The organism is Legionella londiniensis, from assembly GCF_001467825.1.
Classification (GTDB): Bacteria; Pseudomonadota; Gammaproteobacteria; order Legionellales; family Legionellaceae; genus Legionella_A; species Legionella_A londiniensis.
Genome location: NZ_LNYK01000014.1, coordinates 43208 through 55536, shown reverse-complemented (window position 1 = coordinate 55536; position 12329 = coordinate 43208). Strand labels below are relative to the sequence as shown.

The window sequence follows — 12329 nt, the reverse complement described above, 5'->3', positions numbered from 1 at the left end:
TTAATACTCTTTAGGATGTAGAAGCGTATTTTCTCGCGCGGATTTACAAAAGGTTTCTTTTATTGCTGTCGCAGCGAGAACCATGGCTGCCGTTACAAGGCCAATCATGACCAAAAAACCAAGCTGGTAGTTCGCAAATCTCATTGGATAAATATGGGCAAGGCGTGCCAGAATCCAACCAATTACAGGCGCATTGATGGCAGCAAGCAGCATGATTATGGCATTATTGAACGCGAGCCCTACGGCCAGATAATCTTCCCGGCATTGTTCTGCCATGGCTGCAAACCCAATGCTTTGACCACTTGCGCCAATCCCCAGGAACACAAAACATGTTGAAGTTGCAAACCTCCCAAGCGGCAGGTAAATAATTCCCACCAGCGCAAATAAGGCACAAAGACTTGAAACCACCATAACAGGCTTACGCCGTTGAAATTGATCTGAAAGAAACCCCAAAAGAGGGCAGCCCACAGCATAACCAAGCCATGCCAGAGTGATCATGTAAGAGGATAAAGTAGAGGAAAAGCCTTTTTTGACCAAAAATTCTACGCCTTCATTCTCAGAAAGGTACTCAATGGAAAAGTAGACGCATGCAGAATATAAGGCGACAAACCAGGTTTGCCGCTGGCAAATGATGCGTAATAAATTACTTCCAATAGCGGACGGCCTTGAAAGAATGATAAATTTTCCTTGATTCTGCCGGTTTTTTTCCACAAAAAACAGTACCAGGAGCGCTATCAAAAAACCAATTCCTGAAAGAACAATAAAAATACTTCGCCAGCTTACAGCATTGTTTTGCGAAAGCACGTTAAACGGGCCTGCGGCAAGCATGGGGCCTAAGGTTCCAATGAACTGTGAAATTCCAATAAAAAGCGCAATATTCTTTCGAGGCATCCAGTCATAGACAGCAACCAGGAGACAAACAAAGCCAAAAGATGAACCAAATCCCATCAGCACCCGAAAGACTGCGGCAGTAGAAAACTCCGTGGAAAAGGCAAAACCAAGATTTGCCGCGGCACAAAACAATACTGCTGCCAGCAGTGTTTTTTTCAACCCGAAACGATCGGTAATAATCCCTACAGGCAATTGCATGGTTCCATAAATTAACTGGTATGCAGTTGAACTTAAAAGGGCAAAGCTGACTGGCGTTAAGTGGAGATCTTGCATCAGCGGGAATTGGAATGTGCCAAGGACAGTACGCAGCAGAAATTCGTACATAAAAAAGAAGGCACAGACAAACCAGACTACAAGCCCTTTAGTGGTGATCTTGTTATCAGCTATCATGGCTTAATCGTCTTGTCGCCCCAGGCTTCCAGTGCCGTTTCTGCGCGGTCGTAGTCAATAAAGCTTGCCAATTTAAAAATAGTTTGGCCTTCATGAATCAATGGGTGGCGGTTAATGCCCACCACAATACCATCCTGGGGAGCTTGGACTGTTTCTGCTGTATCAGCGCTGAAGGGATCATTGATTCGCCCGATACGTTGGCCTTTTTTTATCATTTGCCCAAGCTCGACTTCGCTTAAAAGAACACCGCTGCGATGAGCGCGAATCCAATCCTCGTCTTGTGAAAAAATAGGATTGAAGGAAGAATGTTCTTTGTCATAAGAGTCATCTATCATCCCCATGGTACACATGACGTTATGGATGCCTGACAGGCCAAGCTTAATGGCGGATTCATCAAAACGCATGGCCTCTCCTGCCTGATATACAAGCAAAGGGATATGAAGCTGCTCTGTGGTCTGGCGAAGCGTATTGTTTTGCGTGCTGACATTGGTGATTACAGGGGCTGCGAAGGTTTGGGCCAGCCGCTTGCTTTCACTGTTTTCTATGCTGCAGTATACCTGCGGCAAAATATCATGATTGAGCGAGCCTGTTTGCAGTTCAATGCAAATATTGGCTTTACATAAAATTTCCCGGGTGAAAACATAAGCCAGCCTCTCTCCGTAAGATCCATCTTCAACACCTGGAAAGGAGCGTTCAAGGCTGGTTTCATGCGACATTGCTTTAGAGGGCGCAACCAGTCCAAATACATTGAGTACCGGCACAGCAATTAAAGTGCCGCGAATGGAAGTTTTTTCTATCGATTCCAATAAGCGGTTAATAATTTCAAGGCCGTTTAATTCATCTCCTTTCACTGCGGAAAAGATCAATAAACAAGGCCCTGCTTCTTTGCCGTGGATTACTTTGATTGGCATATAAAATGAAGTACAGGAATAAAATTCCGGAAGAGGTAAAGCAAGATTTGCCGTTTCACCTGGATGAATGGTGGCATCGCAAATAGTGATATTTGTATTTTTCATATGTATAGAATTTCTACAGTTTCGTCTGAATTGCTCTTTGACACCATAACAAATTTTACACAGTGACGCAAAATACTGAGAAATGCGGCATTGAACCTTTTACTGTTCTCAGTCTCATCACTGGCACTATTTTATTTTTGGTCTTAAATAGAATCATGTCGTTTGTTTTTGTTTATTCTGGCCGAATTGATTACTAACAGTCAGTTTGTTAAAATAATGTTCATTATGAATTCGGATTGATTGTCATGCCAATGGTTAACTCTCTGCATTTTTTATCTCGGGCTCCCAAGAAAGAAGCCATGAAAGATAACGCGATCTATCTCTATCAGAAGAACAATGAATGGCATTTTGCAGTAAAGCAACATCATGCAGTTACCATCCAAACGGTGTCAAACGATGATGAGGAACTGATTAAAAAAATCAAAATTCTGCACAGTAAAAACAAGATCAATCCCTTGCAAGCCTATAATCTGGAACTCCAGATTATCCGTTCACTGCTGTCCCATAATCGTGTGGAATTTGATTATGCTGAGCATTATTCAATCGGCAAGGCGGTTGATGATATTTTAAACCAGCATTTCCCAAGTGATGAACTGCTGAAACGGGGGCAAGTGGAGCTGGGTAACGGCATGGTTATAGAACTTGGCGAGCTTTATGCTTTAATGGGTGATTTTTTTGGAATTCCTAATCAACCCATTGCTGAAGGTCAGGATGCGACAGAACAACAGGGACGGTTTATTAAGGCATTTGATACGCTCTATGGCGGCGATGAAAAAACCCGGAAACTTATCAAAAATATCCTCTTAGTAGGTGCCATTCAAAAGCAAGCATTAAACATTGCGAGGCAAAACTGCCAGTGTGTGAATAGAGACGATTGTGCTTGCGCCGAAAAAGCATTAGAAGAAGTTTCCGATCGAACCAATCGTTTATGGAACAGCGTCACAGGCGGAAGCGATTGGACCTATCCTTTATCGCATAGCACTTATCTTGCGCTCGCCAAGAACAATATCGATCATTTTTCTGATTCCGCTATGCTTGCCTATGCCGCGGGTCATGAGGCAGCCAGAGATATGATTCGGCAAATTCCCCATACTTCAAGTGAAGAGGAAAAAAAACGTTTGATTTACAAGGCGTTAACCCTGGAAGCTTCTGCCGGACATTTTTTAACTGATCTTTTTTCCTCAGGCCACGTACGTGTTCCCCGCAAAGAACTTTATAATCTGAAAACCATTTTGGGGATTCCCGTACCTTCCGCGATTACCGGGCTTTTTACCCTGGTTATGCATAATGAAGACGGCGAGCATGGTGTTTGGGTCACTGACCAATTAACTGGTGAAGCATGGAAAGCCTATGGTGATGATACACTGCTCATTGGCCAAGGCACGGATAATCGTATTAAGGCATGCACCGCAGCCCGCATGGCCATGCTTGAGATTGTTCGCGAAATAAAGCAAGCATCGCAAACCAGTCTTGTGCAACAAAATGAAGAAATAGAGAAATTACCTGAATTTGGAACTATCTACAAGCTGTTTCCTGAAGCCTGCAATAAAGGCACGCTGAATCATCCGTTATTTAAGCTGGATAAAGAGGGCAATTTACTGCGGCGTAAAGACGTTAATGATCCCTTGTGTTCAGAATACAAAAAGAACTGGTGGGTCTGGTCCACATTTTTACTGATTTTACCCAAAGCATTGGCCTATGCTTATCCAAACTGGTTTAGCCGAAGCTCGTTAGCGAAAGCGACAAAAGGTCAGAATGCTGTGTGCGATCAAGAGAATTCTGCCTTAAAGATTTATCGCCAGCAAAAAGAAATTGTAACGGAAAAAATAAAGAAAGATCCATGGCTCAGTTCGACAGCCCGTATGGCTCAAACATTCGGTGGCATGGAAGCAGAGGTTGATGAAAACCTGGATTTCAATGTGTCTCAAAATCATTCCAAACAGTTATTTTCTGACCGAGTGAATCAGAAATCAGATGAAGTAAACAATCGAGTTGAACCTGCGCAATACCAAGTATAAAGGCTGTTTTCTCTCTCTTCTTCCTCGTTGGGAAGCCGTCCTTCATGCGTAGGTCCTGATGAGAAGGATTAAACTGCTTTTTAACCGCGCTCATCTAAAATATGCTGTACTGCTTAATGACGGTAACTTATGTTAAACTGATAATTTATAAGTTCCGCTTTATAACAAGGTCATTTGGCCATTTCCACCATGCACACTTAAGGATGAGTATTCATGGCAGAATCAGTTGATAACAAACCAAAACTCATCGTGCGCAATGCAAGACCCGCTGATATCGATAATATCCGGGCTCTGGTGCGCCGCGCTTATCCCGAATACATGGAAAATTATCAGAAAGCTGCTTTAAGAGGCCAGATGAATCACTTTCCTCAGGGGCAGTTTGTGGTTGAGTATGACAATAAAATCGTGGGCTATTGCGCAACCTTTAAAATCAGTGGTGATATTGCCCTAAAACCGCATACCTGGGATGAAATCACAGGCCATGGGTTTGCATCCACACATGATCCAGAGGGTGACTATTTATACGGAATGGAAATTTGTGTTGACCCGGATTATCGGGGATTAAGGATTGGCAACAGGCTTTATACCGCGCGTAAGCGTTTATGCAAGGCAGAAAGTTTAAAAGGAATTGTCTTTGGCGGACGTATTCCCGGTTATCACCGCCATTACAAAAAATATCCGAAAGTGGAAGATTATATTGAAGCCGTTAAGAATAAGGAAATTCGCGACCCGGTTTTATCGTTTCAGCTTCGTAACCAGTATGATGTGATTGGCGTTTTACCCAATTACTTGCCTTCTGATAAACCCTCAAGAGGATATGCGGCACATCTTTTATGGATAAACAGAGCGGTTCTTTCTGAAGAAGAAACGCAAAGGCAAGATGTTATAGATCATGTAAGCATAGTAGACAGGGTGCGGGTAAGCCTTGTGCAATATATGCAAAGGCGCGTGCATTCTTTTTCCGAGCTCGCGCATTATGTAGAATATTTTGTGGATGTGGTAGCTGATTATTATGCTGATTTTGTGCTGTTTCCTGAATTATTTACCTTGCAGCTGTTGTCTATTGACAATAAACCATTAAATCCTGAAGATTCCATCCTGAAGCTGACCGAATACCGTGAGCCCTTTCTTGATCTGATGTCGTTAATGGCCGTCAAATACAATATTAATATCATTGGCGGCTCCCATCCAACGAAGATGAAAGAAGGCATCTTTAATATCAGTTATGTATTTTTGCGCAATGGAGAAATTCATGAGCAGGCAAAAATTCACCCAACACCTAATGAACGCTATTGGTGGAATATTCACGGCGGCAATGAGCTGCATACCATCATGACAGACTGCGGGCCTATAGCTGTGTTGATTTGCTATGATTGTGAATTTCCAGAGCTTGCAAGACATGCAGCGAATCAGGGAGCAAAAATATTGTTTGTACCCTTTTGCACGGATGAGCGCCAAAGTTATCTACGAGTTCGATATTGTGCCCAGGCAAGGGCAATAGAAAATCAGGCTTATGTTGTCATAGCAGGTAATGTCGGAAACTTGCCGGGAGTGATCAATATGGATATACAGTATGCTCAAAGCGCTATTTTTACTCCTTGTGATTTTTCTTTTGCCCGCGACGGAATAGCGGCGGATACAACGCCCAATGTGGAAATGGTTTCATTTGCCGACTTAAGTTTACGTGCTTTAGAGAGAGCTCGCACGCACGGTACGGTGTTAAATTTAAAAGACCGCCGTCATGATTTGTACACAGTAAAATGGAAAGTTCGTTAAGGCATTTTGGAATCACCGGAAAGGATAGCTTCTAACCCTTCACGGTAACTTGGATATTTCAGTGTAAACCCAAGTCTCGATTTAATTTTATGAGCGCTGACCCGCTTGCAGGCTAAGAAAAATTCTTTTCCCAGTTCGGAAAGATCTGCTTGTTCAACAGGAATCAATTCAGGTTCGCTTTGACCAAGCAATCGTGCAGCAAAGGCATCCACCTCATGAACAGCGGCAGGATAATCATCGCTTAAATTATATATCTCACCGGGAGCAGGATTTTGCATGGACAACAGTAAAGCGCCTGCTATATCTTCTACGTGAATTCTTGAAAAAACGTGGTTAGGTTTATAAAGGCTATAGTTTCGACCAGATAAAATCTTATCAATGCTGCATCTTGCAGGGCCATAAATTCCTGCCAGGCGAAAAATATGTACCGGCAACCGATATTTTTCATATAAGTTCAGCCAGGCTTTCTCTGCACTGATTCTTTTTTTGCCGGATGAGGAAGGGCATAACAGTTCAGATGTTTCATCAACCCATTGGCCTTGATGATCGCCATATACTCCGGTTGAAGATAAGTAGCCAACCCATTGAAATTTATCATAAAATGATAAAAAAACATCCTCAAATTGCCTTAACACGGGATCATGGCCCGTCTCATCCGGTGGGATGGTAATAAGGATGGCATTGCACTCCTTGGCAACGCGTTCTGCCGATTTTCGGCTGAAATCAATCAATTCAAGATTGGCAAGATGCCCTGACATAGATAGATTGGGCTGCCGGCTGGCAGCCAATACCTTCATGTTTTTTTTACCTAAAAGAAAAGCTAAAAAAGCGGCACAATAGCCAAATCCAAATATACCTACACAGTCTTTTTTATTCATAAAAACTTTATTTATATATTATTTAACAGGGTCGAAATCCAGGTGTTATGCCGCTAATGCCTATGATCACTCATGTGATATTTTAACAAAATCCGAAGATACAGCTGCTCTGCAGCCTGGCCAAGGTTATCAAAAAGTGGCCTCACAGGCATTAAAGCATGTGATTTATCAAACAGCAATAGACCTCAAAAGCAAACTGTGACAGAGCTTTTGTCGTTGCGGTGCTTAATCCCCATATGCCCTATACTGTAGGAATAAAGCAAGAACTTCGTAAAACTAAAAATTTTTATAATTGAATACGAGGGGTTAAGGAGATAATGACATGCGGCAGTTTAAAAACATTCTCTTTGTTAGCCATGGATTGGGCAAGGATGTAGATGCCTTAAAGTTAGCGATTCGCCTTGCAAGGGAGAATAAAGCCGCTTTGGATATCCTGATAAGTTGCCCAGTACTTCCAAAAAAGTTTCAAGAGTATCAGGAAACGTACGAAGAATACCTGTTTCAGCATACGCAGGAAACCATTGAGCATGCAAAAGCCGATTTAAAATTAGGTAAAAAGAAATTAAAGGTTAATATCGCATTGGCAGCGGGGAATGCCCAATATGTGCGGATTATTCAATATGTCCTAAAGCATTCATCTGATCTGCTTGTTAAAGCCGTGGAATCGAGCCGGAGCCGAAAAGGTTTTAAGGCGCTGGATATGGAGCTTTTGCATAAGTGCCCTTGTCCTGTGCTGCTGCATAAACCGTCTAAACATCCATATCAGAATATCCGCATAGGCGTGGCCATTGATCCTTTTTTTGATGACCCGGCAGGACATGATTTATCCTTAAAACTGTTGAAGGCAGCCCAATACTTTTCCGAATTTTTTGATACGTACTTACAAGTGCTCTCCTGCTGGGATTCTTCCATGGAAAACTATTTACCCGGTAAAGATTGGCTAAGAAGATACGGCATCAATGTAGACGCAGATGAAAAAGCAACACACTACAACGCATTGCAAAAACTGATTAAGGAAGCAAGGATGGATGACAGTCTGGAAATTTACCAGGTCAAAGGCTCTCCTGATACAGAAATTCCATTAATTGTTTCAAAAAATAAAATTGACATTTTAGTTATGGGAACTGTAGCCCGAACCGGGATTGCAGGATTTTTTATTGGAAATACGGCGGAAAATATCTTACAGGAAATTGACTGCTCTTTACTTGCTTTAAAACCCAAGGGTTTTGTTTCACCAGTTGAATAAGTGCTCATCAGAATTTTTTAAATTTTTTTTGAATGTTTTATCAGAACACCGAACAAATTAAAAAAGCGGCTTATGATGAGCAGTGTGTTCTCGTGGAGTCTCAATAGTTTTTTGCGTCTTTGATGCAAATAAACCTTCCTGCGCTAAAATTCGACTGCAATACTGCCGGTACCCTTCAGAACTTTGCATGGATTTTTGTGATACGCCAATTGTTCTGAATTGAGTATTTTCTCCGATTTTCAGTAAATCCAGAAAAGTTTCATGATTTGCGCTTTTAAAAAGATGGGCGTATTCGGCATATAATCGCATCGCGACTGTTTCTTTGATCTGATGCCAGATAAATCGTTGTGCATCTTGTGTTGTAAGACTCGCAAGCTGCAAAGTATGACAAAAATCTCTGAGATTAGCGCATTTGATTAATTTTGATAGAAATATTTCAGCTTCCGCGCGTGCAATAGCAGGTAATTTCATGCGCGCCTCACTGCGCTCAACGTCATTCCGCATGGCTTTTTTTAACGGCAAAAACTCCTCTTTGGCCGCATCATAGGCAGAAATATTGCCCGATTTGATATCATAGACCCAGCCCTGTACAGAGAGCTTTTCCATAGAAATTTTCTGCTGGACTATGGGATACGTTTTCAAATGATCAATTTGCGCAAGAACATTGGTTTTTATTGCATCAGCTAATTGCTCAACTTGTGTAGAATGTTTATTAAGCCCCATGCGCGCTTTTTCCGAGTGACGCAGCCAGGATTTGACAGATGGCAAATGTTCAAGGCTTTCCGGATTAATCAGTCCTTGCATGGCGCCGCATTGCGAATGGCCGCAGACGATAATTTCCCTGACATTTAAAACAGTTAACGCGTATTCAATAGTTGCTGCCTCACCTGATGCCTGGTTGCCGTTAAAAGGGGGGATAATATTTCCGGCATTGCGGATAACAAATAATTCACCAGGCTCAGACTGTGTAATTAAATTGGGATCTATCCTTGAATCTGAGCAGGTAATAAACAAGACAGAGGGATCTTGCTGCTTGTTCAACTGCTGAAACAAAGCTTGCCTTTTTTTAAATTCATTTTTCTGAAATGCCAGTGCGCCTGAAGCTGCATTCCGCATTAGAACTCTCCTTATTGTGTTTCATGGATGACGTGGGTGACCACACCCCAAATGACTAGATCCTGGGTTTCAGTAATATCTATCGGTTGGTAAAGTGGATTTTGGGCTAATAATTGCACCTTGCCGTTTTTACAGGATAAACGCTTGACTGTCAGTTCTCCATCAATCGCAGCAATCACAATTTTGGGTTTTACCGCATATCCAGCCCAAACTGGCAATGACATTTTAACGGGTCTTAAGCCGCGTGATTCACAAGACATTTCACTTTAAGTTGGCCGCGATTTTTTTCTGCAAGCCATAAGTCATATTTAGCTTGTTGATTTATCCAACTTTCTGCAGAGGTCTTAAATGCAATACTCAACCTGATTGCCATTTCAGGACTAATACGAGAATGACCATTTAATAACTCTGAAAGCGTTTTCCGAGTAACACCTAATGCTTTTGCAGCTTCTGTGACAGTTAATCCCAAAGGCTCTATACATAATTCACGTATAACCTCACCTGGATGCGCTGGATTAAACATTTTTAACCTCCCTAGTGATAATCAACATAGTCGACATCATAAGCATTATCGCTCTCAAATCGGAAAATAATTCGCCAATTTGCTTGCACTGTGACAGAATAAAAATCTTTAAGCTGCCCCTTCAATTTATGTAAGTGTAATCCTGGTAAATCCATATCTTCAGGGCAAGCACTTGCATCAAGCCGCGTAAGTATTAATTGCAACCGTCTTGCATGATGGGCCTGTATCCCTGAGAGACTACCCGTGTGATAAAATCGACCCAGCCCTTTATGTTTTATTGTTTTTATCATGAAAATTCCGCTTTACATACACTTAAACTGTAACCAATAACGTTACGGGTGTCAAGTCGAATGAATAGTTTTTCATAGAATGGGTGTAGCAATTATGTCCTATGCCACTTTTAGTGTTAATATTTTCTCCATATCGAACAACATATTCTGCTCTTCAATATCCTGAGTAAAATCATATTCCCCATGCAAATTGACATAATGCCAAATTAGAGTCGATCCATTGCGAATAACGGTTAATAGTGTCTTCCTACTTTCTTCATCCTCCAACAGAGCCAATTTCTGCGAAAGATATAACTCATTCCATAATACAATTGCATTCTGGATTAAGCGCTGGCAACCAACAACCATTTCTTGTTCCTCCTTGCTGCTGTATTGAATTTCCTGGTTGTTACCAAACAGAATGGCTTTTGAGAATTTATTCGATAGTTCAATGCGATTTAACTGTTTTTCAACAGCCTGTCGTAATTCCACATCATCAATATATCGAAGAATGAACAGACTTTTAATAATCCGTCCAAATTCCTTGATGGCACAGTATAATGGGTGTTGTTTGGAGTAGGAACTGAGGCGCTTAAACAGTTGGGATGCAGTGGTTGCCTTAAGTTTTATTGTAACCATCAAACGCAAAATATCATCCCAATGGGTCTTAATTAAATCTGTGTCGATATAGCGATGTGGTAGTATTTTATATCCTTTGGTTTCATAGGTGCTGCGAGAACTGAAACTGTATAAGGTAGCCTTTTTCAGATTTTTTATTCTGGGCGCAAAATAAATCCCAAGCATGTTCAATATCCCAAAAATTGCTTCAGAATAGCCATGTGTATCAGTAGAATGGATGGTACTTTTGATAGAAAGATTGTGTAATAACCCATCGGCGACATAGGCTGCCTCTCGCGCGGAGCTACTGATAGAGGTGGTGTAAAACAGGCGGTTCAGCTCATCAATAAAACTATAAAGTGAAGAGCCAGAGCCGCTTCCAAAATATTTAAATGATTTATTGGCATTCAATGACTCAACAACTACGCTGACTTTTCGCCCATCGCTTGATGTATGTAATTCACCAGGATTTTTTTGATAAATGCTGGCTAAGGATAGCTTGCCAATGTTCTTTTGGGTGTAAATAATTCTTCAGTGACAGGTAGCGATAGGCTGGTTTCAAACTGATAACACCCGCTTTTAAAGCATCTGCCGTGTAAAAATACAGCAGAACCTTATAAAGGGATACCCTGAATTTACCTTCACTGGAATAGAGTGCCGCCTGCTCCTTTTCAGATAAAAAGCCGACTGGCGCCTCTTTCCCTACATTACCTGTTTTCGACTGATAGTGTTTGATGGCTACCAAAATGGCTGGAACATCCTGATTTTCCGGGATATCAAATGCCTGTTTTGTACATTCATCCAGCTTTGGTTCCGGTGGATAGATTTCCTGGTGTTGGTGATAGTCCTCAAGGAGTAGCCTGATTTGTTGAACTTTCTCCGAATCACTTAATACAGGCGAGGTTGCCAGCTTTTCAATTTTTTTCAGTTGAGCCTTATAGGATATTCTTGCATCTGATAATAATTGCAGGGTTTCCTTTTGCTGGTCCTTCTGTTTAAAGATCTGTTCCTTTTCATTTTTTGTAGTGGCGTTTTGAGTTGCCTTCACACAGTTGAGTAAAATATCTGCAAAAATATCCTGTCTTAAATGATATTGATGAACCAGAAAACAAATAATATGGAGATAGCGTTTATCACGCTGAAGCTGATTAATCTGAAACAGACTTGCCTTGCGAACCCAGGTTGCATAATGCTTTATTGTGTCATTATGCAGATTTAGTCCGTCCAACAAGGGACTAATATTATTATAATTACTTTGGATAAGTTGAAAATCCTCGATACTTTTCTTAATCTCCTTTGGTTTTCTTGAGTGACTGATGGTTTTAAGTCTGGCAATGGTAGAAGAATCAGTATCATCTATTTTTAGAAGAGCATCCAAACTGATTTTGTGACCATCGGATAATTGATCCTCAATCAAATGAACCAGATGTTTATCATAATCACTGATTATCTCTGTGATGCTCAGGGCAAATCGATTATAGCGAGGGATCTCAATACGCTTGGCTTTCAGAAAATCGAATACATCGTGTAAAATCTGTTTTGGTGGATAACGACGGGCAACGCGATCATGGATGCTCTCCCTGAACAA

Annotated in this window: 10 protein-coding genes and 2 pseudogenes; 3 read left to right on the top strand and 9 right to left on the bottom strand. The window is 41.4% G+C overall.

Annotated features, from left to right (window positions below):
• Nucleotides 1-1281, bottom strand: a complete 1281-nt coding sequence (locus tag Llon_RS03970) for an MFS transporter (protein ID WP_058528775.1) — start codon at nucleotides 1279-1281, stop codon at nucleotides 1-3.
• Nucleotides 1278-2297, bottom strand: coding sequence for a succinylglutamate desuccinylase/aspartoacylase family protein (locus Llon_RS03965; RefSeq protein WP_058528774.1), 1020 nt, complete (start codon nucleotides 2295-2297; stop codon nucleotides 1278-1280). Before Llon_RS03965 ends, Llon_RS03970 begins: the two co-directional genes overlap by 4 nt.
• Nucleotides 2298-2596: 299 nt before the next feature.
• Here Llon_RS03965 and Llon_RS03960 point away from each other — a divergent pair, with 299 nt between their 5' ends.
• Nucleotides 2597-4315 (top strand): hypothetical protein, encoded by a 1719-nt coding sequence (locus Llon_RS03960; protein ID WP_131754668.1) that lies wholly within the window; start codon nucleotides 2597-2599, stop codon nucleotides 4313-4315.
• Between the two features lie 213 nt (nucleotides 4316-4528).
• Complete coding sequence (locus tag Llon_RS03955; protein ID WP_058528772.1) at nucleotides 4529-6091, top strand: carbon-nitrogen hydrolase family protein; 1563 nt, start codon at nucleotides 4529-4531, stop codon at nucleotides 6089-6091.
• On the opposite strand, the gene Llon_RS03950 is transcribed toward Llon_RS03955, so the two are convergent.
• Nucleotides 6088-6969, bottom strand: a complete 882-nt coding sequence (locus Llon_RS03950) for an SDR family oxidoreductase (RefSeq protein ID WP_058528771.1) — start codon at nucleotides 6967-6969, stop codon at nucleotides 6088-6090. The two genes, Llon_RS03955 and Llon_RS03950, sit on opposite strands and share 4 nt — an antisense overlap.
• A 322-nt stretch (nucleotides 6970-7291) precedes the next feature.
• Here Llon_RS03950 and Llon_RS03945 point away from each other — a divergent pair, with 322 nt between their 5' ends.
• Nucleotides 7292-8215 (top strand): universal stress protein, encoded by a 924-nt coding sequence (locus Llon_RS03945; RefSeq protein ID WP_058528770.1) that lies wholly within the window; start codon nucleotides 7292-7294, stop codon nucleotides 8213-8215.
• 57 nt (nucleotides 8216-8272) lie between these two features.
• Here Llon_RS03945 and Llon_RS03940 read toward each other — a convergent pair whose 3' ends face one another.
• The 6 genes and pseudogenes from Llon_RS03940 to Llon_RS03915 all read right to left on the bottom strand — a co-directional run.
• Nucleotides 8273-9331, bottom strand: a complete 1059-nt coding sequence (locus Llon_RS03940; protein WP_058528769.1) for a carbonic anhydrase — start codon at nucleotides 9329-9331, stop codon at nucleotides 8273-8275.
• An 11-nt stretch (nucleotides 9332-9342) separates the two neighbouring features.
• Nucleotides 9343-9516 (bottom strand): annotated as a pseudogene (locus Llon_RS03935) (LexA family protein); the annotation flags it as partial.
• A 50-nt stretch (nucleotides 9517-9566) separates the two neighbouring features.
• Nucleotides 9567-9854: a HigA family addiction module antitoxin gene (locus Llon_RS03930; protein ID WP_058528768.1), complete on the bottom strand. Its 288-nt coding sequence runs from the start codon at nucleotides 9852-9854 to the stop codon at nucleotides 9567-9569.
• A gap of 11 nt (nucleotides 9855-9865) precedes the next feature.
• The gene (locus tag Llon_RS03925) at nucleotides 9866-10144 is read right to left on the bottom strand and encodes a type II toxin-antitoxin system RelE/ParE family toxin (RefSeq protein WP_058528767.1); all 279 of its coding nucleotides are present in this window, start codon (nucleotides 10142-10144) and stop codon (nucleotides 9866-9868) included.
• Between the two features lie 99 nt (nucleotides 10145-10243).
• Nucleotides 10244-11248, bottom strand: a pseudogene (locus Llon_RS03920) (Tn3 family transposase); the annotation flags it as partial.
• Nucleotides 11202-12329 (bottom strand): hypothetical protein (locus Llon_RS03915; RefSeq protein ID WP_193391621.1); only part of this gene is annotated, 1128 nt, incomplete at its 5' end. The pseudogene Llon_RS03920 and the gene Llon_RS03915, both read right to left, overlap by 47 nt.